22 protein-coding genes and 2 pseudogenes are annotated in these 21632 nt (G+C 69.7%); 11 read left to right on the top strand and 13 right to left on the bottom strand.

Annotation, left to right across the window (positions count from 1 at the left end; translation table 11 throughout):
• The first annotated feature begins 190 nt into the window (after positions 1-190).
• The 5 genes from E0500_RS25105 to E0500_RS25085 all read left to right on the top strand — a co-directional run bounded on the left by E0500_RS25105 (position 191) and on the right by E0500_RS25085 (position 4183).
• On the top strand, positions 191-1459 hold the full coding sequence (locus E0500_RS25105) for an MFS transporter (RefSeq protein ID WP_131562478.1): 1269 nt from the start codon (positions 191-193) through the stop codon (positions 1457-1459).
• A gap of 38 nt (positions 1460-1497) precedes the next feature.
• Positions 1498-2265 (top strand): glucose 1-dehydrogenase, encoded by a 768-nt coding sequence (locus E0500_RS25100; protein WP_131562480.1) that lies wholly within the window; start codon positions 1498-1500, stop codon positions 2263-2265.
• A gap of 89 nt (positions 2266-2354) precedes the next feature.
• Positions 2355-2624, top strand: a complete 270-nt coding sequence (locus tag E0500_RS25095; protein ID WP_131562482.1) for a hypothetical protein — start codon at positions 2355-2357, stop codon at positions 2622-2624.
• Positions 2625-2668: 44 nt separating this feature from the next.
• Positions 2669-3037, top strand: coding sequence for a hypothetical protein (locus E0500_RS25090; RefSeq protein ID WP_131562484.1), 369 nt, complete (start codon positions 2669-2671; stop codon positions 3035-3037).
• Between the two features lie 438 nt (positions 3038-3475).
• Entirely contained in the window at positions 3476-4183 is a 708-nt protein-coding gene (locus tag E0500_RS25085; protein WP_131562486.1) for an SDR family oxidoreductase, read from the top strand.
• A 61-nt stretch (positions 4184-4244) separates the two neighbouring features.
• Here the strand turns inward: E0500_RS25085 and E0500_RS44150 are convergent, their stop codons facing one another.
• Positions 4245-4370 (bottom strand): hypothetical protein, encoded by a 126-nt coding sequence (locus E0500_RS44150; RefSeq protein WP_258572924.1) that lies wholly within the window; start codon positions 4368-4370, stop codon positions 4245-4247.
• Between the two features lie 200 nt (positions 4371-4570).
• Here E0500_RS44150 and E0500_RS25080 point away from each other — a divergent pair, with 200 nt between their 5' ends.
• The 4 genes and pseudogenes from E0500_RS25080 to E0500_RS44145 form a co-directional block, all read left to right on the top strand.
• Positions 4571-5458 (top strand): hypothetical protein, encoded by an 888-nt coding sequence (locus E0500_RS25080; protein WP_131562488.1) that lies wholly within the window; start codon positions 4571-4573, stop codon positions 5456-5458.
• The gene (locus tag E0500_RS25075; RefSeq protein ID WP_131562490.1) at positions 5455-5889 is read left to right on the top strand and encodes a nuclear transport factor 2 family protein; all 435 of its coding nucleotides are present in this window, start codon (positions 5455-5457) and stop codon (positions 5887-5889) included. The genes E0500_RS25080 and E0500_RS25075 overlap by 4 nt, the downstream gene beginning before the upstream one ends.
• Before the next feature lie 96 nt (positions 5890-5985).
• Positions 5986-6753: an SDR family NAD(P)-dependent oxidoreductase gene (locus E0500_RS25070; RefSeq protein WP_131562493.1), complete on the top strand. Its 768-nt coding sequence runs from the start codon at positions 5986-5988 to the stop codon at positions 6751-6753.
• Between the two features lie 48 nt (positions 6754-6801).
• Positions 6802-7543: pseudogene (locus E0500_RS44145) on the top strand (IS5 family transposase); the annotation flags it as partial.
• 114 nt (positions 7544-7657) lie between these two features.
• Here E0500_RS44145 and E0500_RS25055 read toward each other — a convergent pair.
• Positions 7658-8335, bottom strand: coding sequence for an SDR family oxidoreductase (locus tag E0500_RS25055; protein ID WP_131562495.1), 678 nt, complete (start codon positions 8333-8335; stop codon positions 7658-7660).
• Between the two features lie 143 nt (positions 8336-8478).
• On the opposite strand from E0500_RS25055, the gene E0500_RS25050 reads away from it, so the two are divergent.
• On the top strand, positions 8479-9177 hold the full coding sequence (locus E0500_RS25050) for a TetR/AcrR family transcriptional regulator (protein WP_131562498.1): 699 nt from the start codon (positions 8479-8481) through the stop codon (positions 9175-9177).
• 178 nt (positions 9178-9355) lie between these two features.
• On the opposite strand, the gene E0500_RS25045 is transcribed toward E0500_RS25050, so the two are convergent.
• From E0500_RS25045 to E0500_RS25020, 6 genes are all read right to left on the bottom strand, one after another.
• Positions 9356-10033, bottom strand: coding sequence for an SDR family oxidoreductase (locus E0500_RS25045; protein WP_131562500.1), 678 nt, complete (start codon positions 10031-10033; stop codon positions 9356-9358).
• A 663-nt stretch (positions 10034-10696) separates the two neighbouring features.
• The gene (dgoD, locus tag E0500_RS25040; RefSeq protein WP_131562502.1) at positions 10697-11848 is read right to left on the bottom strand and encodes a galactonate dehydratase; all 1152 of its coding nucleotides are present in this window, start codon (positions 11846-11848) and stop codon (positions 10697-10699) included.
• A complete protein-coding gene (locus E0500_RS25035; protein WP_131562504.1) occupies positions 11845-12477 on the bottom strand; it encodes a bifunctional 4-hydroxy-2-oxoglutarate aldolase/2-dehydro-3-deoxy-phosphogluconate aldolase in 633 nt (210 codons plus the stop codon). The genes dgoD and E0500_RS25035 overlap by 4 nt, the downstream gene beginning before the upstream one ends.
• Complete coding sequence (locus tag E0500_RS45050) at positions 12474-13217, bottom strand: IclR family transcriptional regulator (RefSeq protein ID WP_131562506.1); 744 nt, start codon at positions 13215-13217, stop codon at positions 12474-12476. Before E0500_RS45050 ends, E0500_RS25035 begins: the two co-directional genes overlap by 4 nt.
• A complete protein-coding gene (locus tag E0500_RS25025) occupies positions 13214-14158 on the bottom strand; it encodes a sugar kinase (protein ID WP_309505135.1) in 945 nt (314 codons plus the stop codon). The genes E0500_RS45050 and E0500_RS25025 overlap by 4 nt, the downstream gene beginning before the upstream one ends.
• Before the next feature lie 5 nt (positions 14159-14163).
• Complete coding sequence (locus E0500_RS25020; RefSeq protein WP_131562510.1) at positions 14164-15546, bottom strand: MFS transporter; 1383 nt, start codon at positions 15544-15546, stop codon at positions 14164-14166.
• Between the two features lie 129 nt (positions 15547-15675).
• Here E0500_RS25020 and E0500_RS25015 point away from each other — a divergent pair, with 129 nt between their 5' ends.
• Complete coding sequence (locus tag E0500_RS25015; RefSeq protein WP_165934957.1) at positions 15676-15894, top strand: hypothetical protein; 219 nt, start codon at positions 15676-15678, stop codon at positions 15892-15894.
• Between the two features lie 191 nt (positions 15895-16085).
• Here E0500_RS25015 and E0500_RS44130 read toward each other — a convergent pair whose 3' ends face one another.
• The 5 genes and pseudogenes from E0500_RS44130 to E0500_RS24995 all read right to left on the bottom strand — a co-directional run bounded on the left by E0500_RS44130 (position 16086) and on the right by E0500_RS24995 (position 21339).
• Complete coding sequence (locus E0500_RS44130; protein WP_258572923.1) at positions 16086-16940, bottom strand: formylglycine-generating enzyme family protein; 855 nt, start codon at positions 16938-16940, stop codon at positions 16086-16088.
• Positions 16871-17026: pseudogene (locus E0500_RS45500) on the bottom strand (SUMF1/EgtB/PvdO family nonheme iron enzyme); the annotation flags it as partial. The pseudogene E0500_RS45500 and the gene E0500_RS44130, both read right to left, overlap by 70 nt.
• On the bottom strand, positions 17023-17286 hold the full coding sequence (locus E0500_RS25005) for a hypothetical protein (protein WP_131562514.1): 264 nt from the start codon (positions 17284-17286) through the stop codon (positions 17023-17025). The gene E0500_RS25005 and the pseudogene E0500_RS45500, both read right to left, overlap by 4 nt.
• A gap of 76 nt (positions 17287-17362) precedes the next feature.
• Entirely contained in the window at positions 17363-19969 is a 2607-nt protein-coding gene (locus tag E0500_RS45045; protein WP_165934958.1) for an alpha-L-rhamnosidase, read from the bottom strand.
• Positions 19939-21339, bottom strand: a complete 1401-nt coding sequence (locus tag E0500_RS24995; RefSeq protein ID WP_131562518.1) for a sulfatase — start codon at positions 21337-21339, stop codon at positions 19939-19941. Before E0500_RS24995 ends, E0500_RS45045 begins: the two co-directional genes overlap by 31 nt.
• Positions 21340-21632: the final 293 nt, after the last annotated feature.

Here is a 21632-nt window from a genome sequence, read left to right as displayed (position 1 = left end):
CGCACCGGGCAAGAGGGGGACGAAGTTCTCCCCTTTTCGCCTGATCCGGCCGTGGAACCGTGAAGGACGCGATCGCAGCCCAGCGCCCACCGGCCGTCCCGTCCCGCCCTGCCCCCGCGCCCCCTCCCGACGGCCTTCCGGCCCTCACCCTGACCTGCCCTTTTCCGCATCACACAGAGAGAACACGCACATGCCTTCCGCGTCCGGGACCACCCCCGGCAAGCTCCCCTTCGTCGTCTGGGTGCTCGCCGCCGGCACGTTCCTGATGGGGACCACCGAGTTCGTCGTCGCCGGCCTGCTGCCGGAACTCTCCGGTGACCTCGGTGTCAGCGTCTCCCACGCCGGCCTGCTGATCACCGCCTTCGCCATCGGCATGATCGTCGGCTCACCGGCCATGGCCCTGGCCACCCTGCGCCTGCCCCAACGCCAAACCTTGGTCCTGGCTCTCACGATCTTCTGCGTCGGACACGTGATCGCGGCCCTGAGCACCTCCTTCACGGTGGTCCTCGGCGCCCGTGTGGTCACCGCGCTGGCCACCGGAGCGTTCTGGTCCGTCGGCGGAGTGGTCGCCACCACCGCCGCCGGACCGCGGAACGCGGCCCGTGCCATCGGTGTCATGATCGGCGGCCTGACCCTCGCCAACGTCATCGGCGTGCCCATCGGCTCCCTCGCCGGCCAGTTCACCGGCTGGCGCGGCCCCTTCTGGGCGCTGGCCGTCCTCTCCGGGGTCGCCGCCGTGTTCATCGGCCGTTTCATCCCCGCGACCGGGCGGCGCGCCGAGGTGTCGGTCCGGGCCGAGGTCCGTGCCCTGCGCCAGGACCAGCTGTGGCTGGCGCTCGCCGCCGCCATGCTGATCATGGGCGGTGTCCTGGCGACGTACAGCTACGTCACCCCGCTGCTGACAGAACGCGCCGGCATCCCCGAAAGCGTCGTACCGCTCACCCTGATCGCCTTCGGAGCCGGCGCCCTCGGCGGCACCACCACTGGAGGCCGGCTGGGCGACCGCCGCCCGATGGCCACCACCATCACCGCGGCCACGGCCACCGCCCTGGTCCTGCTCCTGCTGATCCCGCTGTCCGCCAACCCCGTCACAGCCGTCGTCCTGGTCTTTCTCATGGCCCTGGCCGGATTCGCGGTCAACCCGGTGGTCACCGCGCTGGCCGTCCGCTTCGCGGGCGACGCCCCCACCCTGACCTCCGCGCTGACCACCTCCGCCTTCAACGTCGGCATCGCCGTCGGGTCGGCGCTCGCGGGTACGGCCCTGGATTCCTCCCTCGGCCTGACGGGACCGCCCCTGGTCGGCGCCGCCATCGCCGTACTCACGCTGCTGCCCCTGATCACCCTCGCCGTGCGCGGTACATCCACCACAACGCGGATCGTGACCCAGCGCGCTGCCCCCTCGGACGCCCCCGCCCCCGCGCCTGCCGAGGAAGCCGCCAAGGCACCGGCACACCGCTGACCACAGTCCTGACGTCTCCACCGGAAGGAAGAACACGAATGAACCCCGTCTACGACTTCACCGGCCAGGTCGCCTTCGTCACCGGAGCCGCCTCCGGCATGGGCCTGGCGACCGCCCGCGCCTTCGCCGAGGCCGGAGCCGCCGTCGCCCTCACCGACATCGACGAGTCCGCACTGAACGCGGCGGTCGCGGAACTCACCGATACCGGCCGCCAAGCACTCGCCCTCACCTGCGACGTCGGCGACGAGGACCAGGTCGCCGCCGCGGTCGACCGCACGGTGGCGACCTTCGGCCGCCTCGACATGGCCTACAACAACGCCGGAATCCAAATCCCGCCCAGCGACGCGGCCGACGAACCCGCTGAGCGCTTCGACCGCGTCAACGCCATCAACCTCCGCGGCGTATGGGCCGGCATGAAGCACGAACTGCGGTACATGCGCACCCAGGGCAGCGGAGCCATCGTCAACTGCTCCTCCCTCGGTGGCCTGGTCGGCCTGCCCGGCCGCGCCTCCTACCACGCCTCCAAGCACGGCGTGATCGGCCTGACCACCAGCGCCGCTCTCGAATACGCCCCTCGCGGTATCCGCGTCAACGCCGTCTGCCCCGGCACCATCGACACCCCCATGGTCAGCGACATGATCACCAAGGGTGAACTCGACCGCGCCGAGGCGGAAGCGAACCAGCCCATCAATCGGCTCGGTACCGCGGAGGAGATCGCCCAGGCCGTCCTGTGGCTGTGCAGCCCCGGAGCGAGCTTCGTCATCGGCGTCGCCCTGCCCGTGGACGGCGGCTACGTCGCCCGGTAGTCGTCCGCCCTCAGAGCAGAAGTCGCAAACCGCCGCCTGTAACACCCACAGCATCCACCCGCTAGAAGCACACCACGACCGAAGTCGGCATGGCAGAGCCGGCGTTCAACGGGTTCGTCGGGCAACGGACGGAGGGCACCACCGACCGCCATCGCGCCCCACTGCTCCGCCGCCCCTCCGAAGTCGGACCGACCTACGAGGACGTGACGTTCCCGTCAATGGACGGCCTGGCTCTCGAAGGGGGGTTCATCCCGGCGGACTCCGACCGGCTGATCATCCACAACCCCTTCCCCCCGGCAACCGCTACGGCTACCCCGGACACCTGCCCGGCTGGGACCGCTTCGGCGGCTTCGACGTGACCTTCCTCTCCGCGTACAAGGCCCTGCACTAGGCCGGTTACAACGTGCTCACCGACGATCTGCGCAACCACGGCATGAGCGGGTACTGCAACTGCGGCATCTGCACGATCGGCCTCACCGAGTACCGAGACATCATCGGCTCCCTCCGCTACGCCGCCGACCACCCGGACACCAAGAACATGAAGAAGGCCCTACTGTCGGTGTGCCTGGGGGCCAATTCCACTGCGGTGGCTTGGGCCAGGCATTCCGCCGAGTTCGCCCAGATCCGGGCCCTGATCCTGCACCAGCCGCTGACCGGCCGCTCCGTCGGTGAGCAGTTCTCGAAAGTCATCGGCTGGGACGGCGGATACGACCGCCTCGACCAGGCCGTTCTCGAACGCACCGGCTTCCGTTTGGAGGAGCAGTCCCCGTGACGTATGCCTCCCTCATCACCGTGCCGACCCTGGTGGGCCAGGTACACGACGAGGTCATGACCACGCCCGAAGCCGTGCAGGCGTCTTGTTCTGAGTGATCTCGCGTGGGTGGATGCCTCCGTTGTGCTGCATCTCGACGGAGCCGGAGAGCAGGGTCGGCTTAGAGGTGCGGCACCTGCCCTGCGCGCAGGAGGCCGACAGCATGTGTCGTACGGCCCGCCCGAGGATCAGCAGTACCTCGAAGGCCGGATGACGTAGACGCCCCCTCCCACGGCCGATACCGCCCGCACCGCCCGGCCGAGCAATCGGATTACCCTATCCGATTTCCGTGCTACGGTAGCCACAGCGAAACGGAAGGCTCTATCCGGATCGAAAACTGGATAGGTCTATCCAAATTCACCCGGCTTCCCCCAACCAGGTTTTTGCGAAAGGATCGCCATGCCCGCCATCGCCATCGTCGGAGCCGGCCCCCAGATGGGCCTGGCCATAGCCCGTACCTTCGGCAAGCAGGGCTTCGACGTCGCCCTGATCTCCCGTAACCCCGAGAAGCTCGAAGCAAGCGTCGGCAAGCTCGCCGCCGAGGGCATCACCGCCGCCGCGTTCCCCGCGAACGTGCTCGACCGTGCCGGCCTCACGCACGCGCTCAAGGAGGCAGCAACGAGGTTCGGCGGTATCGACGTCCTGGAGTACTCCCCGGTGGGGACCTTCGGCATCACCGCACTGACCTCCCCGTCCGGGACCCAACCGTCCGATGTCGAATTCGAGATGAACTTCCAGCTGTACGGGGCCATCGCCGCCACGAACGCGGTACTGCCGGCCATGCGTGAGGCCGGCTCGGGCACCCTCCTCTACACCACCGGCGCCGGTTCGATCTGGCCCGACCCGCGGGTCGCCAACGTCAACGCCGCCGCCGCGGCGCTGCGCAACTGGGTGATTAACCTGCACAAGGAGCTGGCCGACGCCAACCCCGGTGTCCAGGCCGCCCACGTCGGCATCGACGCATCCATCGGCGTCTCCGTCCTCCCCGGTGTCGACCCGGTCCAGCCCGAGCAGCTCACCCCCATGTACTGGGACCTGCACACCACCAAGCGAGACGAGGCCGAACTCGTCTTCCGCGTCGGGGACCAGGGCGTCCCCCGCGGCTGACCCCGCACCAACGCCCTCGTCGAACCATGATGGCGGCGCGGCATGCTGCGCCGCGGCGCGATCACCGGACGCGCCCGCATGTCTCCGCGCCGACTTCGACGCCGTAGCCGTAGCCGTAGCCGTAGCCGTAGCCGTCGGCGACCCATACGGAGCGAAGTGGCCGGTAACCCCAGGAGATTGCCGACACGACCCTGACCGAGCAACCGTTGTTCGGGCTGCGCCGCTTCCTCGGCCAGGTGGATTTTGGCGGCATTCCCGCCCTCCGCCGGCAGGGGCGACGGCACCTCAGCAGACCGGCGTCTCGGCTTCACGCACGTTCCCGATCCCCGTACTTCCGTGGCCCGCTGACGCCCGGTCAGCCGGGCTGCCCTTGAGGAGCAGACCGCAATGACCACGACCACCGATCCGTCGTACGTCAACCCGGCACTGGTCAACCCCCGCGCCGTACGTCTCGTCGCGGCGTTCAAGGACGCCCTGGCCCGTATGCGCGACGAGGAGGGACTGACCTTCGACGACCTCAACGCGGCCGCCGCCCTGATCCAGAAGATCCACACAGCCACCGGCGTCCCGCTGGCGCTGGCCGCCATGCCCCTGTACAGCGAGGTCTTCCAGGGCGGCCGCGATGGCTACACCCCATCCGAGGACGTCAACAGCCCCACCTACAGGGCCGGTTCCCGTCGTATCGACAACCCCGGCACCCTGCCGATGCGGCCGGACGAGCCCGGTACTCCGCTGATCGTCTCCGGCAGGGTCCTGGACGGACACGGCCAGCCGCTCTCGGGCGCCAGGCTGGAGATCTATCACGCGGCCAACAACGGCAACTACTCCGGGATGTTCGACGACGGAGTGCCCGAGGACAACCTGCGCGGGCATCTGTTCACCGACGACCACGGCCGCTACACGTTCACCACCATCACCCCGGTCGCCTACGCGGACTCCCACACGATGGAGATCGACGGCGTCCCCGAGGCCGTGGCAGCTCTCGGGCGCAGCCTCTACCGCCCGGCCCACATCCACTACGAGATCCACCACCCCGACCTGATCACCTCCTGGCGCGGCGAGGTCTACTTCAAGGGAGACCCCGTCATCCCCGTCGACTTCGTCGGCGGAACGCTGGCCCCTCCCGCCCTGCAAGCCGACACCGTCCTGCACGAGGACCCCGACGCCGTCACCCCACACGGCCTCCAGGTCCCCTTCAGGACCATGGAGTTCGACTTCCTCCTCAAGACCCGCACCAGCCCCGACACCATCACCCCGAAGGCCAGGCCGGCATGACCCCCGAGGACACGACGGCCTGGGCGCTGGCCCGGCTCAACACCGCCCTGTACCACCACTACGACCGTCTTGAGTACGAAGCGGTGCTTGAGTTCTTCGCTCCCGACGCCGTGTACGAGCTACGAGGACAGCGGCTGTGCGGCCATGCCAAGATCCTGGACGTCCTCAACGAGCGTCCGGGCCCGGAGCAGACCACCCGCCACATCGTGACCGCCACGCACTTCCACACCGTCGGCGAGACCACCGCCCGGGGCACCATCACCCTGCTCGGGTACGGCGGCCCCACCCCCACCGAACCAGGACCCGCCCCCTACACGGCGGCAACCGGCGGACACATCTTCGAACTCGCCGACCACTACCGGCTCGACCACGGGCGCTGGAAGATCACCCACCGCACCGCGCACCCGATCCTCGCGCCGATCCCCAACTGACGTCCACGCGGCGAAGCGCCGCCCAAGGGCAGGCGCTTCCCGCCGTCGTGGGTGCCACGGTTCAACCATGCAAACCATGCCTTGAAGGACATCATCATGGACAAACTCAGCGGCAAGACCGCTCTCGTCACCGGCTCCAGCCGGGGCATCGGCCGGGCCACGGCCATCGGCCTGGCCCGCGAGGGCGCCCTGGTCGCCGTGCACTACGCGCACAACGAGCAGGGCGCCCAGGAGACCGTCGAACTCATCGAGAAGGACGGCGGCCGGGCCTTCACGGTCGGCGCCGAACTCGGCGTGCCCGGCGACATCGACCAGTTGTTCCGCGGTCTGGAGACCGGCCTGAAGCAGCACACCGGGAAGACCACCTTGGACATCCTGGTGAACAACGCCGGCGAGACCCTGCCCGGCGGGGCCGCCCCCGAGGCGGTCTCGGCCGAGCAGTTCGACAAGCTGTTCGCGGTCAACGCCAAGGCGCCCTTCTTCATCGCCCAGCGTGCCCTCGGGCTGATCCCCGACGGAGGACGCGTCATCAACATCTCCTCCGGCCTGACCCGGGTCGCCAACCCCTCGCAAATGGTCTACGCGATGACCAAGGGCGCCGTCGAACAACTCTCACGGCACTTCGCCCGCCACCTCGCCCCCCGGGGGATCACCGTCAACACAGTGGCTCCCGGCATCACCGACAACGGGAACGCGATCTTCAAGATCCCCGAGGTCCGGGAGCAGATGTCCCAGCTGTCGGCGTTCAAACGCATCGGCGAGCCGGAAGACGTAGCCGACGCCGTGGTCTTCCTCGCCACCGACGAAGCACGCTGGATCACCGGCGCGTTCCTCGACGCCACCGGCGGCAGCCTCCTCGGCTAGCCAGGCCGTGTCTTCAAATGATCTTGAGTGGTGGATCATGGTCGGGCGATACGTCGCCATGAACTGTCGGATGCCGAGTGGGAGTTCGTCCGGCCGCTGCTGCCCGAGTCCTTGCGGGGGCGGAAGCGGTTGGACGACCGCACCGTGCTCAACGGGATCGTGGGGAAGTTCCGGACCGGCACCGCTTGGAGGGATGTTCCCGAGCGGTACGGTCCGTGGGCCACGCTGCACACCCGCTTCCGCCGCTGGGCGCTGGACGGCACTTTCGAGCGGATGCTCCGTGCCGCCCGGGCACAGGCGGATGCATCCGGGGACATCGACTGGCTGGTGTCGGTCGACTCCACCGCCGTCCGGGCCCACCAGCACGCCGCCGGAGCTCGAAGAGGGGGCTCCGCAGTCCAGGCCTCGGACGCTCCCGGGGCGGCCTGACCAGCAAGGTTCACCTGGCCTGCGACGCCTTGGGCTGCCCGCCCGCTTTCACGGTCACGGGTGGGAACACCAACGACTGCACCCAGTTCACCGCCGTGATGGAGGAGATTCGGGTGCCCCGCATCGGCCCGGGACGGCCCCGTGTGCGGCCGACCCATGTCCTGGGCGACAAGGGCTACAGCTCCAGGGCCATCCGGACTGGCTGCGACGCCGGGGTATCAGCCACACCATCCCCGAGCGGGCCGACCAGGTCCGCAACCGGCTCCGGCGCGGCAGCCGGGGCGGGCGCCCGCCGGTCTTCGACAAACAGCTCTACAAACGGCGCAACGTGGTGGAACGGTGCGAAGACCGCGACCGGCAGACTGAACTCGATCTGCCTGAACACCTTCATCGGAGCGGAAACCGGTTCCTTGATCGCACCGCGGCGCAGCACACCACGGCGCGATCAAGGGCCGACATGGGAGCCGAGGCGGCTTCAGCCCCTGACGACGATTTCGCCCTGGTCACGCTTGGCGGTGTGCAGCTCCCAGTAGACGGGGGCGACGTCCTCGGCCGTGGCCGACTTGAGCGTGGGGTCGATGGAGGCACCGCCGAGCGCCACGTCGATGGCCACGTGGGCGGCCTGGATGCCGGTGCCGTCCAGTTCCTTGTGCAGGTTGACCACCCAGTTGCGCAGCGCCGCGGCGGCCGCGTTGACGTTGCCGACCACCGGCAGCGGGTCGAGGGAGCCGGCGCCGGTGGTGTAGAGCAGGGTGCCCGCACCTCCCTCGCGCATCGCGGGCAGTACGGCCTTGGTGGCGGCCATGGCCCCGTAGAGCTGGAACTCGATCTGGTCCTGGATGTGGGAGGGATCGCTCTCGGCCGGAGTGGCCAGCGCGGTCGATTCGATGGCGAGCGGGGAGTACTCCAGGACGTCGATCCCGCCGAACCGGTCTGCGGCGTCCTTGAGGGCCTGAGTGAGGGCGTCGTGGTCGAGCACGCTCGCAGGGAACGCGGCGGCGGTGATGCCCTCGGCGGCGAGCTGGGCGACGAGCCCGTCGAGCTTCTCGCGGCTGCGGGAGATCAGGGCGACGTCGAAGCCCTGCTTGCCGAAGGTACGGGCGATGGCCAGGCCCATCTGGGGGCCGGCTCCGACAATGGCGATGCTGGTCACAGTGATCCTTTCGAAATCTCAGCGGCAATGGATGAATTCGGATAGGGCTATCCAATTCAAGATCCGGATAGGCCTTTCCGGTTCACCGCGACCACACTATCACTGAAACTGGATAGGGCAATCCGATTGGTAGGGTGACCGGCATGACCCCCGGCTCACAGCATCCCGACGGCCCCGCCCCCCAGCCGCTGCGCAGCGACGCGGAGCGCAACCGTGAGCGGATCATCGCCGCCGCACGCAAGGTCTTCGCGCGCGACGGGCTGGGCGCCTCCATGGCGTCCGTGGCCCGCGAGGCCGGGGTCGGGATCGCCACGATGTTCCGTCGCTTCCCCACCAAGGAGGAACTGGTCGCCGCCGTCTTCGCCGACCGCATGGACGCCTACGCCGACGCGGTCGCCGTCGCACTCGACGACCCCGACCCCTGGCACGGCTTCATCGGCTACATCGAGGCCGCCTGCGCGATGCAGGCCGCCGACTACGGCTTCGCCGACGTACTCACCACGTCCTTCCCCACCGCCAAGGCCATGGAGGAGCGCCGCAACGAGGCGTACACGGGCATGGTGCGACTCATCGACCGCGCCAAGGCGGCAGGCCGACTACGCGAGGACTTCGACCCCTCGGACCTGGTCCTGATCCACATGGCCAACGCCGGCGTCGTCAACGCCACCGGTGACGCCGCCCCCGATGCCTGGCGACGCGTCGTCGCCCTGTTCATCCAGTCCTTCGAGGCCCCCGCCCGCGGCCCCCTTCCCGCCTCGCCCGAGCACGACGCCCTTCACAAGGCCATGCTCCGCACCAGCCCGGCCGGCCTCACCACGCCGGAACCGGACGCGACCAGCTGACCTCAGGTCGGTGCCACCGCGCCCGGGCGAGCAGAGGAGTACGACTCCACATCCAGAACGCGGCCTTGCCAACACTGGCCGCCCGGCGAGCGCGGCTCGCCGCAGTTCCACGGTCCAGCAGAGACTGGAAGCCCAGCGACCCACGGCGACAGCGGCGGATACTCCGCGGGGACAGGCGTCAGCCCCTGAAGATGCGTTCGGCCTTGTCGCGATCGGTGGTGTGCAGCTCCCAGTAGAGGGGGGAGAGCTGATCGGCTGCGGCCTTCGGCTGTCCGTAGAACGCAGAGGTGCCGATCGTCACATCGAGGGCGACGTGAGCCGCCTGGACACCCGTCCCGGCCAGCTCCTTGTGCAGGTTGACCGCCCAGTTGCGCAGCGCCGCCGCAGCGGTGCTGACGTTGGCGGCCTTCGGCACGGGGCCGGTCGAACGGGCATCCGTGGTGTAGAGCAGGGTGCCCGCGCCGGCCTCCCGCATCGCGGGCAGCACCGCCCTGGTGGCGGTGATGGCCCCATAGAACTGGAAGTCCAGCTCATGCTGCACGTGAGACGGGTCGGTCTCGGCCGGAGTGGTCACGACGGTTGAGCCGGGACTCTCGGCCGGGGAGTACTCCAGGACATCGATCCCGCCGAAATGCGTGGCGGCGTTCTTGAGCCCCTGGGTGAGTGTGCCGTGGTCCAGCACGTCCGCCGGGAACGCGGCGGCGGTGACGCCCTCCGCGGTGAGCTGACCGACGAGATCGTAGAGCTTCTTACGATTACGTGAGATCAGGGCGACGTCGAAGCCCTGGGAGCCGAAGGTGCGGGCGATGGCCAGACCCAGCTGGGGGCCGGCTCCGACGATGGCGATGCTGGGCACAGCGATCCTTTCGCAAAACCTCGCGGGAAGACGGCGTCAGGCGACGCGGCGAACGACCTCGCCGAGGGCGCCGACGCCGAACGCCTCGGCTGCATTCCATGCAGCCGTACGCAGCCTGGACACCCACACCACCCGAGATCCGGATAGACCTTTCCGGTTCACCGTGACTACCGTACCATCAACCGGAAAGGGCAATCCGATTACCGGCCGGAGAGCATGGACACGCTGGCAAGGAAGGACGCCGAGGACGGCCCGCCCACCCCCGAGGGCCAACGTGGCGTCGGACCCGTACACGTTCCGCAAGGGGTTCGTCGAGTGCGGCTCGGCGCAGCGGCAGGCCGGTCGGCAGCCGGCGGATCTGTTCGGGCCGTACCGGGATGAGCTCGGCGAATCCGCCGTGGGTGTGCGGGTTGGTGGATGCGCTGCCCATCTACGTGCCACCCGGCAGCCGGTTCAGCCCGGTGCTCATCGTCGTGCCGGCCGACCGCGGCGGCCGTGCGGGGTGTACGACGACCGGCTCACCGGGCCGGAAATCCCCCTCGACCGCCCAGCAGATCCCGTCGATGAGCCCGGATCTCGTTCTCGCTGATGTGCGGGGTGGACAGGTCATCGACCCTCAGATCGCACGCCCCGTGTGCGATCCACGCTTTCATGTCCTGTCCCCTACCACTCGGTCAGTGATCCGTCGGTGTTGCGCCACAGGGGATTGCGCCAGCGCTGGCCCACCTCGGCGGCCTTGCGTACGGCGGTCTCGTCGATCTCAATGCCGAGCCCCGGCGCGGTCGGCCGGCTGATGTGGCTGTCGGCGAAGTCGAAGACGCTTTTGTCGACCAGATAGTCGAGGAGATCCGAGCCTCCCCCGGTGTTGTAGTGGATGCCCAGACTGGTCTCCTGGATCAGCGCGTTGGGGCTGGCGAAGTCGATCTGGAGGCTGGCGGCGAAGGCGATCGGGCCGAGTGGGCAGTGCGGGGCGAGGGCCACACCGTACGCTTCCGCCATCGCGGCGATCCGGCGGACCTCGGAGATGCCGCCGGCGTGGGACAGGTCCGGCTGCGCGACCGCGATCCCCGAGCCGAGCAGATCTCGGAAGTCCCACCGCGAATAGAGCCGCTCCCCGGTGGCGATCGGCACGGTCGTGGAGGAGCAGATCCGCCCGAAGTCCGCGGTCAGTTCGGGCACGATCGGCTCTTCGACGAACAGCGGGTGCAGCGGTTCGAGCAGGCGCAGCGCCTCGCGGGCGACGGCGGGGGAAACGCGCCCGTGGAAGTCGATGGCGATGTCGGCCGCGTCACCGATGGCCTCGCGTACGGCGGCGACGCGCCCCACCAGCAGATCGAGTTCGGCCTTGGACTCCAGTGCGCGGGCCCTGCCGGTCCCGTTCATCTTGACCGCGTCGAAGCCCTGCTGCATGCGTTCCAGTGCGTGCTCGGCGACGCCGTCCGGCTCGTCACCGGCGATCCACGAGTAGGTGCGCACCCGGTCGCGTACCGCGCCGCCGAGCAGTTCGTACACGGGGACGCCGAGGGCCTTGCCCTTGATGTCCCACAGGGCCTGGTCGATGCCGGCCACCGCGCTGGAGAGGATGGGACCGCCCCTGTAGAAGCCGCCCTTCGTCATGACCTGCCAGTGGTCCTCGATACGGAACGGGTCCTGGCCGATGAGGTAGTCGGAGAGTTCCTCGACGGCTGCGGCGACCGTCGCCGTACGTCCCTCGACGACCGGCTCGCCCCACCCGGTGACGCCCTCGTCGGTGCGTATGGCCAGGAACAGCCAGCGGGGTGCCACGGAGAAGGTCTCCAGAGCCACGATCTTCATCGTTCCACCTTTCCTGTGATCGCCTCGATGAGCTCGGGCAAGCGTGCGAACTGGTCAGGGTCGGCCAGGGCCGACCCGAGTGACACCGCTGCGGCCCCGGCGTCGAGGAATTCCACGGCATTGGCGAGATTCACGCCGCCGGTCGCGACGAAACGCGCCTCCGGGAACGGCCCGTGCATCGAAGTGATCCAGCCCGGACCGAGGTCGGCCGCGGGGAACGCCTTGAGCCAGGTGAGCCCGAGAGCCTCGGCCTGCTGGATCTCCGACGCGGTCGCGACACCCGGCAGGTGCGGCAGGCCCGCCACGAGCGACGCCTCGGCGACTTCGCGGGAGAATCCGGGAGCCACGGTGAAACGCGCGCCCGCCTCCACCGCCCGCTCGACCCGCTCGACGGTGGTCACCGTGCCGGCGCCCACCACGGCTCCGCGCTCCTCGCCGGCCTCGACCGCCGCACGCAGCGCGGCCTCCGCGGTCCTGCTCTGTATGGGCACTTCGACGAGCCGGATACCCACGTCCCATGCCCGTCGGCTCACCTCCACCGTGCGTGCGACGTCGAAGCCTCGCAGGATCGCCATGAGCGGCAGCGTGTCGAATGCGTCCTGGAACAGTTGTCCGGATGCGGTGTTCATTGGGTCCACCCGAGTGTGCGAGAGATGGCCTGTGCGGTGTGCCTGATGGCCGGCAGATGCGTGTGCAGGACGGTGAGGTCGGTCTGTGCCTTCAGCGCCGTCACCGAGATGGCCGTGCGTACGGTTCCGGTGCCGTCCCGGACGGGGACGGCCACGCAGTTGACGAACGGCTCGTACTCCCCGTCGTCCTCGGCCCAGCCGCGCGCCCGCACCTCGCGCAGCCGGGCGGCGAACGCTTCGGCCGTGGTCGCTGTGGTGTCGGTGAACCGCTCGTAGACGTAGCCGTCCAGCAGTCGATCGCGTTCATCGTCGGGCATGAAGGCCAGGATGGCCTTGCCGACACCGGAACTGTGCAGCACGACCGGCTTTCCGATCTCCGAGTACAGCCGTACGGTGCCCTGCGGTTCGATCTTGTCGACGTAGATCACCCGGTCGTTCTCGACGGTGGCGATGTGCACCGTGAGCCGGAGCTTGTGACCGAGTTCGGCGAGGAACGGGTGTGCGCTCGCGCGCAGATCGAACTGTTCCAGGGCGGCTACCGCCAGTCCGGCGAGGCGGTAGCCGACGGCGAAGGAGCCGTCCTGGCGTTTACGGGCGAGACCGCCCTGGCAGAGGTCCTGGAGCAGGCGCAGTGCGGTGGTCCGGTGCACGCCGAACCGTTCGGCGATCGCGGCCGGGTGCTGCGGACCTTTGCTGAGCATCTCCAGGATCTGGATGGCTCGCTCGACGGCCTGGCTCACCGGGCCGTTCCGTCCAGGTCGAGTGCCGGGCGGCGCAGGGACGTGGCGTCGGCGTGGTCCTCGACCGAGCCGAGCGCGAACGCGGCGACGCGGTGCCCCAGGCGCAGTCTCTCGGCCGGGGCGTCGTCGCGCAGCCAGGCCGACAGGTAGCCCGCCGCGAAGGCGTCTCCCGCTCCGACCGGCTCGACCACCTCGACCGCTTCGGCGGGGACGAACGTGCCCGGGCCCGCGCCCGGCTCGAACAGGACCGCGCCGACCTCGGCGTTCTTCACCACCACGCTCACCGACGGCCCGATCAGGTCGCGTACGTCCTCGGCGGTGGTGGTGCCCCAGACCTCCGCCGCCTCGTCGAGCCCGACGAACACGATGTCGGCCTGCCGGGCCAGGGCGAGCAGCGGCGCGGCCGCGTCGTGCGTGCTCCACAGCGCCGGGCGGTAGTTGACGTCGAACGAGCGGAGGACCCCGGCCTCGCGGGCACGGCCGAACAGGGCCGTGGCCGTCTCCGCACAGCTCGCCGACAGCGCGGCGGTGATTCCCGACAGGTGCACCAGACGTGCCGAGGCGATCGGGAGCGTGTCCAGGTACGCGGGGGTGATCCGGGACGCCGCGGATCCGGTCCGGTAGTAGTGCACCCGGGTGCCGTCCTCGCGCGAGGGGTCCTTGAAGTACACGGCCGTGGAGGCAGACGGGTCCCGCTCGACGTGGCGCACGTCCACCCCGGGCCGGGCGACCGCGGTGAGCACCCTGTCACCGAGCGGATCGCTGCCCACCCGGCTCGCCCAGGCCACCCGGTGTCCCAGATCGGCGAGGTACTGCGCCACGTTCGACTCGGCACCCGCGACCGAGAGGGTCGCGTCGCGGGCGGTGGCGAGCGGCTGCGCCTGCCGGGGCGTCACCAGGACCATGGCCTCCCCGAGGCACAGGACTTCGTGATCCGACACTTCTTCTACACCTCTGCGTATTCGACGTCGATCGGAGTGCTGCCGTCACTGGCCCCGGAGTTGATCGCCTTGCGGCGCAGCGCGCGGGGCGCGGTTTCCGGTAGCAGCAGCACCGAAATGGCGGTGATCACACCCGAGAGTGCCATGTAGCCGGCGAGCAGCCACGGGCTGCCCCCACCAGCGTGGACCAGAAGGGTGGCGATGAACGGCGCGGTGCCGGAGAACAGCACGGCCGTGGTCTCGCGGGCGAGCACCAGACCGCTGAACCGCACCTCGGTCGGCAGCAGTTCGGAGAAGAAGGAGCCCGCGGGACCGAAGATCATCGAGTTGAGTATCACGGCGAACGCGAGGCTGACCGCCATGGAGATCACCGGCAGCGACTTCGCCCCGACGAGCAGCCAGAACGGCACGGCGAACAGAGCGATCGCGATCCCGCCACCCATCATCAGGGGCCGCCGCCCGACCCGGTCGGAGAGCCAGCCGCCGAGCGGAATGCTGAAGACGGAGACGGCCGCGGCGATGGTGATCGCGATGACCGCCGCATTCGCCGGCATCCCCAACTGCTGTGTGGTGTAGGCCGGGAGATAACCCTGAATGGAGTACGACGCGACGGCCGTGGCACTGCCCGCGCCGATCATCAGCAGAATGGTCCTGCCATGGCCGCGGACGGCCGCGGTCAGCGGCGCCTTCTCCTTCTTGCCCTCCGCGACGGCTTCCTTGAACGTCTCGCTCTCGTCGGCCATGTGGCGCAGGACGAAGCCGGCGATCACCACGACGACCGAGGCGAGGTAGGGAAGGCGCCAGCCCCAGCTGAGGAACTTCTCCTCGTCCATCGACGACACGATCGCCATCGCGCCGGACGCGCACACCACACCCAGGAACTCGCCGCCGCCGGGCAGCGCCGCGTAGAAACCGCGCTGGGTGGGCTTGGCGCTCTCGGTGGTCCACACATACGCGCCACCGAGTTCCGCGCCGACGCCGAGCCCCTGGAGGATGCGGCAGAACACCAGCAGGACAGGTGCCCAGATGCCGATCTGCTCATACGTAGGCAGCAGCCCGATGGCGAGCGTGCCCACCCCCATCAGCACCAGCGTGATCTGGAGGACCGGCTTTCGGCCCCACCGGTCGCCCAGGTGGGCCAGGATCAGCCCACCGATCGGTCTGGCCGCGAAACCCACCGCGAACGTGGCGAACGACGCCAGCGTCGCCACGTACTCCGACTCACCGGAGAAGAAGATCTTGTTGAAGACCAGCGCCGCGGACGTACTGAAGAGGAAGAAGTCGTACCACTCCAGTACGGATCCCACTACAGCTGCCAGGGCATTGCGCTTGCGGGAGGCCGCCTGGGGATCGGCGTCAGGCGCAGTGGTTGGTCGGAGGTCTGCCATGCGTGCTCCTTTGCACGGGACGGGGCATGGCCGCTCGGACGGCGCTACGGCGCCGCAAGGGCCTGTGCCGCCCAAGAAGTTTCGGCCACATTAACCTCGCCCAAAGCGCTTTACGCACAGCCTGTGCGCATGCTGCACAACGAGAACGTGTCTGGGAAACCCGCCGTACCGGCTCGGGAGATCACACCGATCGCCGAGCGCATCCGCCCATCCATCGCACTCGTCGACCAGCGGTTCGCCGAGGACATGTACGCCCTACGGGACTCCGTCCTGCCGTCGCTGACCGTCGTGGAGTCCAGGCGATCCGACTCAGGTCCTATGCCCCGCTGCGCCCGGTCGACGGACTGACCGACGCCCAGCGGGACCTGGCCGCCCTGGCGTAGATCTTCGCCGGCCCCTACGACTTCGACGTCACCCGCACCGACAACGACCACGTCACCTTCGGCAAGGGCAGCCCCCGCCTGAGCCATGGGGCGTGGCAGGGCTGTGTGCGGCCAAGCTCTCTCCCGGTTTCCACGGAATGCCTCCGGCTCGGGCGATCACGTGTCTCGGGCAAGCCTCAACCCGATGTGCGTCGTGGCGGAGTCCTCGCTCTGGGCCGACCGGGCGGCGGGGCGGTAACGCAGGCAGTACTCGGGAGAGCAGAGGTGGGATCCGCCCTTGAGTACGCGGTTGACGGACTGCCCCGCCGACCCGTGGCACCGGCTCTCTGCGATGGTGTCCCGCTGCGGGGCGCAGCAGTGTCCGTCCGAGGTGCCGCGGCGTTGACGGCCGGCGGGCTCAGTCGGCGGACGGTGCCTGTCGACCTGGTGACGGTTGCTCCACGGCGTCGATGTCCATTCCCACGTGTTGCCGGTCATCTCGTGGAGGCCGTAGCCGTTGGGCGGGAAAGAGCCGACAGGGGCTGTGTACACCCATCCTCGTGCGCCTCTGTTCAGGTACGGGAACCGGCCCTGCCAAGTGTTCGCGCGACTGCCGTCGTTCGGTTCCTCGCCCCAGACGTAGGTCGCTCCGCCCATGCCGCCGCGCGCGGCGAACTCCCACTCGACCTCCGTCGGCAGCCGGGAGTCCGACCACTCGGCGAATGCGAGGGCGTCGGCGTACGCGATCTGCACGACAGGGTGATCTTCGCGTCCTTCGAGGTCGCCGGCCGCGCCGCGCGGGTGCCGCCATGAGGCGCCGGGGACCCAGCGCCACCACTGACGCCAGTCGCGCAGGTCGACCTCTGCGTGGGCGTGAAGACCAGCGAGCCCGGTTCGACGTCCCCGGCGCCGGGGAACGCGGCCGGGTCGATCGGGCGCTCCGCGACGGTGACGTACCCGGTCGCCTCGACGAAGGCCGCGAACTCCCTGTTCGTGACGGCATGTCGCGCGATCTCGAACGGACCGGTCCAAGCGTCGTGCTCAGGTCCCTCTTCCGGATAGAACTGATCGGCCCCCATCCGGAGCTGGCCTCCTTGGAGTCGGACGAACTCGCTCATCCCACCGCCCCGAAGAGCAGGTGGGCGGCGCCCCCGACGCCGAGTACAGGGGCCGGGCCGCAGGCGAGTGGCAGGCTGCCCCGCCCGCTGGTGTCCGACCGGTGCGGGCCCAGGGCGACGGCGGTGATACCGACCTCCCGGGCCGTGAACCGCGCCGCGACGACGCTCGCGAGGCGGAACGCGAGACACGTTCGGCGCCGTGCGAGCAGCGTGGGTTCGGGCTGCGGATTCGGAGTGACGGGCGTATCGAGCGAGCTCATACGGCCATTCCGATCATGACGAGGGCGATGCCGGTGGTCATTCCCACGACGAGGACTCCGCCGGCGTGGGTGTCGTTCATCCGCCGCCCCCGTTCCGATCGCGCCGCTGCCCGGGGCGGGCTACCGCGGCGTCTTCCAGTTCCAGGTGGTGGCTGCCCGCCGGAAGGAGGCGTCGTTCACCGTGCAGTGGGACGAATGCCACGGGTACCGGGCTCGTGACCTCCACCAGGCCGTCTTCGACCGTGAGCGTGAGAACACCGTGCGGGGTGGGCGTGCGACCCGTGATCCGTCCCAGACCGCGCGGGCGGGGCGCGACTCTGGCGACGGTGAATGCCGGAACGTCCGGGGTGACGCCGAGGACGTACCGCGTGAGGTCTTTCGTCGGTGTGGCGCTCCACCCGTGACAGGGTGTGCCCCATCCCCACGCCTCACCGAAGGTGTCGAACCCGTCGTGGAGGAACCCCGTCCAGTCCCGTACCGACGCGAGCAACACGTCGGTGCGTTCGGCGAGTGCGTAGGCGTCGTGCACGACGTAGCTGAAGAACGGTTCGGCGCGCACGATCCGGGTGTGCGTGTCCCAGTCGATCTCCCATGGGCCCGCCGAGACCCGGTTCCACTTGGCCGTGTCGAGCCCGCCGCCCACGGCGCCGAGCCAGGATCGGACCACGAGCCGCTCGGGGTCGCTGATCCGGTCGATGATCCCGTTCCAGCGCGCCTTCGGTGCGACGCCGGAGACTATCGCGGCCGCGTTCGTGGCCTGGGACGTGGGAGACAGCGGCCGGCCGTCGGCGACGCAGTCGACGTAGAGTCCACGCCCCGCGTCCCAGAAGTCGGCGAATCCGTTGGCGGCGTTCGCGTAGAGGTCGTTCGCCCAGCGTGCCGAGTCGGTGTCGCCGACGTGGGTGCAGACCTCGGCGTACTCGCGCAGCGCGCGGCACCACAGCGCGGTGATCGCGGCGCAGCGTCCTTCCGTTATGACGCTGGACCAGTCGATGAGATTCCAGTGGGGCACGTCGTCGAGGGTGCCTCGGTGATCCACGTAGTCCGTGAACCATTCGAGCACGCCCCGCGCGGTCGCCAGGCCGCGTCGCACCTCGGGCACGAGACCCGCGTACCGGAACAGCGTGTGCAGTCCGTGGATCCAGTGCAGGGACCAGGACGGGATGGTGCTGCCGCCCGCCTGCTCGAGGTCCCCGGCGACGCTCATCGGCAGGAGTCCGTCGGGCCGGGGCGAGCGTGCCAGGTCGACGTAGGCGCGGGCGGCACGCCAGTCGTGGTTGGCGACGAGGTGTACGGCCTGGTGTACGACGCCGTCGCCCACCCACGCTCGCTGTTCCCGGCTCGGGCAGTCGGTGAAGGCGTCGCTGGAGTTGGCGTGAACGGTGCGTACGCCCGCCTGCCAGAGCGCGTCGAGTTCGGGGTCGTCCGACGAGAAGGACGCGTCGCCGGCGATGGGCTGGAGACGTTCGGCCAGGTGTGTCCCGGCGATCGAGACCGGGCCCGGCCGAACGGGCCGTACCCGGATCGTCGCCGAGCGCATGCCACCGGTGTCGGGTGACCGGTACGTGTCCGCCGATCCCCGGGCGATGTAGCGGAAGCCGGAGCGTGGCGTGAGTGCGTCGGTGGTGTCCGCGAAGCGTTCGTGGAACGCGACGTCCACGAACGTGCCTTCGGGTACGTCGAGTGTGAAGGCGAACGCGCCGACGACCACGCGGCCGAAGTCGACGGCCACCACGAGGTCCTCGCCGGCGTCCACGTGGGTGGCCACCGTTCCGTCGGCGTCGGGGGAGACCGACTTCCGCCACCGTTCGCCGCCAGTGGCCGTCTGCGCCGATGCGGCCGAGACAGCGGGGTGCGTGGTGTCGTCCGGTTCGCCGGTCACGGCTCGTGGGACCGTGAACGCCGAGACGGTGACCGGGCGGACCGTCTCGCCGCCGAGCGGCGGGATGCTCCTGGGCAACGGCCGGAAGTACGGCGCCACCGGTGGCACCCACCGGCCCGCCGCGCCACGATGGGCCGCCGTGAGGGGCGCTGCGGGCGGCCAGGCCGCGTCGGGGAAATCCGTCCTCGTCCAGTCCGCCGGGAGGCGGCGCGCATCGCAGCACGTCGCCGGTACACCTTCGACGCCCTGCTGGGAGAAGGGCGTCCACGCGTCGCACCGGACGGCCCGCCAGGCCGGTCCGGAGTCGACCGGGACACCGCCGATGGTTCCGGCGACGAGAAGCGCGGGCGCCGCGCCGAGACGCCCGCTCGCGACGGGACGCTGCCAGATGGCGTTCGACTCGCCGAAGTACGTGACGAGCACGGCGAGTGTGTTGCGTCCCTCCGTCAGCTGCTCGGCGATGTCCCACTCGTCGTAGTGGATGCGGTGCGGCTGGGACCGCTGCGGCCCTCGGGCCATCTCCGTGCCGTTGACGAAGAGGACGTACCGCGAGTCGCCGGTGATCCGGACGACCGCGTCCGGCGGTGTCCCGGTGAGATCGAACGTCCGGCGGAACAGCACCCGGCCGAACCGTCCGTCCGACTCTCGCCCGGCCGGCCCGATCCAGCCGCCGGGCCACTCCCCTCTCTCCGGCGGTTGCGCCCGTGTCCCGTCCGGGACGCGGCCCTTCGCGGGGATCGACCAGACGGTGCCGTCGTGGTGCCGCGCGCTCACGGGACCGGGACCATCGTCGACTGCCACGCCCCGTCGGGTCCCTTGCTGCTGCCCACCGGGGTGTTCACCTCGGAGTAGTGCTCCAGCCCGTCGCGTCGCAGGTACTCCTCGGCCGGGAGGAACTCGTCGCCGAGTTCGGCCAGCCGGCGGTCGAGTTCGCCGTCCAGTTCCTCCACCAGCGAGGCGTATGCCGGATCCGCGCAGAGGTTGTTCAGCTGCAGCGGGTCGTCGACGTTGTCGTAGAGCAGCCACGGGCCCTGGAGGGAGCGGATGTAGGTGTGCCGGGTCGTGCGCAGCCCGCGGTACTCACCGATCCCGTAGGTCCGTGCCCACAGGATGGGCACCGGCATCCCGATGAACGCCGATCCCGGCGGGGTCGCGCCGAGGACGTCCGTGCCCCGCACCGTCCCGGGAACGGGGATGCCGCAGAGGCCGAGCAGCGTCGGCATCAGGTCGGGGGTGTTGACGGGAACCGGGTTCCTGCTGCCCGTCGCTCCGAAACGCGCGGGGTAGCGCAGCAGAAGAGGCACACGCACCGACTCGTCCCACGGGCAGACCTTGACGTCGTGCCGGATGCCCTGCGATCCCATCATGTCGCCGTGGTCCGAGGTGAAGACGACGATCGTGTCCTGTGCGGACCCGCTGCGCTCAACCGCATCCAGCAGACGCTCGACACATCGGTCCAGTGCGGCGATGTGCGCGTAGTAACCGCGCAGGGCCTCGGTCGAGGCATCGGCGAGCTCGTCCGGGACATTGCCCCGCAGCTCGATCGGCGCGTCCTCGTAGAGGCTGCGAAAGCGCTCGGGCGCGGTGTGGAGGGGGAAGTGCGGTGGCCCGTAGGAGACCACGAGCATGTACGGCCGCTCGTCATCGCTGTCGGCGATGAACGCGCAGGCGTCCGTCGTCTGGTCCTCCGCGTCGTACCCCTCCCAGAACTTCCGCTCCGTGCTCGCGCCCTCGAAGTAGAACGAATCGTTGTAGTCGTGCGTGCACTCCGCGGCCTTCCAGTGCTCGAAGCCGAACTGCTTCTCGACCGGTACCGGATCGGTGCGCCGCCCGTAGCGGCCGTCGGGGCTGCCGTAGAGGTGCCACTTGCCTATGTAGCCGGTGCGGTATCCCGCGTCGCGGTACGCCTCGCCGAGCGTCGTCCCGCGCGGCCGCAGTTCCACGTCGTTGATGTAGACGCCGTGCTCCAGCGGGTACTGGCCGGTGAGCAGGCTCGCGCGCGCCGGGCAGCACACGGGGGCGCCCGAGATCGCGTTCTCGAAGTCGACCGACTCCGCCGCGAGTTCGTCGATGCGCGGCGTCCTCGCATTGGGGTCGCCCGCGTATCCCACGGACTGAGCGCGCCACTGGTCGGTGAGGACGAACAGCACGTTCGGCTTCCGCTCGGTCATGCGGATCCTTTCTGTGGGTGGTGGCCCCGCGGTCGCAGGGCCACGATCGTGCTTCTGCGCGGGTGGTCGCCGTCAGAGCCTGTGTCATATCCCCGGCCGGATCAGCGCGCGGCGTCTGGTGCGTGCGATCGCAAGGCGCCGGAGCGCCCTCGATGGGGGTGCCCCCGCGCGAGCGAAGCCGAGCGTGGGGGAGGAGCCACGTGGGCGTTTCGGCAACGCGGCTGGGGGTCCCCCCACGCCCTCAAGGCAGTGGGGGAGTGCGTGCCAGGCGTCGCGCGCCCGGCCGGGGATAT

The sequence above is a fragment of the Streptomyces sp. KM273126 genome (assembly GCF_004337435.2).
Lineage (GTDB): Bacteria > Actinomycetota > Actinomycetes > Streptomycetales > Streptomycetaceae > Streptomyces > Streptomyces acidicola.
The sequence above is the reverse complement of the archived record's forward strand: the minus strand, read 5'-3'. Positions and strand labels throughout refer to the sequence as shown.

Bases quoted from the DNA above. Each gene is read 5' to 3' on its own strand.
- E0500_RS25105 (WP_131562478.1), top strand. From the start codon at position 191: ATGCCTTCCGCGTCCGGGACCACCCCCGGCAAGCTCCCCTTCGTCGTC.
- E0500_RS25100 (WP_131562480.1), top strand. From the start codon at position 1,498: ATGAACCCCGTCTACGACTTCACCGGCCAGGTCGCCTTCGTCACCGGA.
- E0500_RS25095 (WP_131562482.1), top strand. From the start codon at position 2,355: ATGGCAGAGCCGGCGTTCAACGGGTTCGTCGGGCAACGGACGGAGGGC.
- E0500_RS25085 (WP_131562486.1), top strand. From the start codon at position 3,476: ATGCCCGCCATCGCCATCGTCGGAGCCGGCCCCCAGATGGGCCTGGCC.
- E0500_RS25080 (WP_131562488.1), top strand. From the start codon at position 4,571: ATGACCACGACCACCGATCCGTCGTACGTCAACCCGGCACTGGTCAAC.
- E0500_RS25075 (WP_131562490.1), top strand. From the start codon at position 5,455: ATGACCCCCGAGGACACGACGGCCTGGGCGCTGGCCCGGCTCAACACC.
- E0500_RS25070 (WP_131562493.1), top strand. From the start codon at position 5,986: ATGGACAAACTCAGCGGCAAGACCGCTCTCGTCACCGGCTCCAGCCGG.
- E0500_RS25050 (WP_131562498.1), top strand. From the start codon at position 8,479: ATGACCCCCGGCTCACAGCATCCCGACGGCCCCGCCCCCCAGCCGCTG.
- dgoD (WP_131562502.1), bottom strand. From the start codon at position 11,848: ATGAAGATCGTGGCTCTGGAGACCTTCTCCGTGGCACCCCGCTGGCTG.
- E0500_RS25035 (WP_131562504.1), bottom strand. From the start codon at position 12,477: ATGAACACCGCATCCGGACAACTGTTCCAGGACGCATTCGACACGCTG.
- E0500_RS25020 (WP_131562510.1), bottom strand. From the start codon at position 15,546: ATGGCAGACCTCCGACCAACCACTGCGCCTGACGCCGATCCCCAGGCG.
- E0500_RS25015 (WP_165934957.1), top strand. From the start codon at position 15,676: ATGCTGCACAACGAGAACGTGTCTGGGAAACCCGCCGTACCGGCTCGG.
- E0500_RS25005 (WP_131562514.1), bottom strand. From the start codon at position 17,286: ATGAGCTCGCTCGATACGCCCGTCACTCCGAATCCGCAGCCCGAACCC.
- E0500_RS24995 (WP_131562518.1), bottom strand. From the start codon at position 21,339: ATGACCGAGCGGAAGCCGAACGTGCTGTTCGTCCTCACCGACCAGTGG.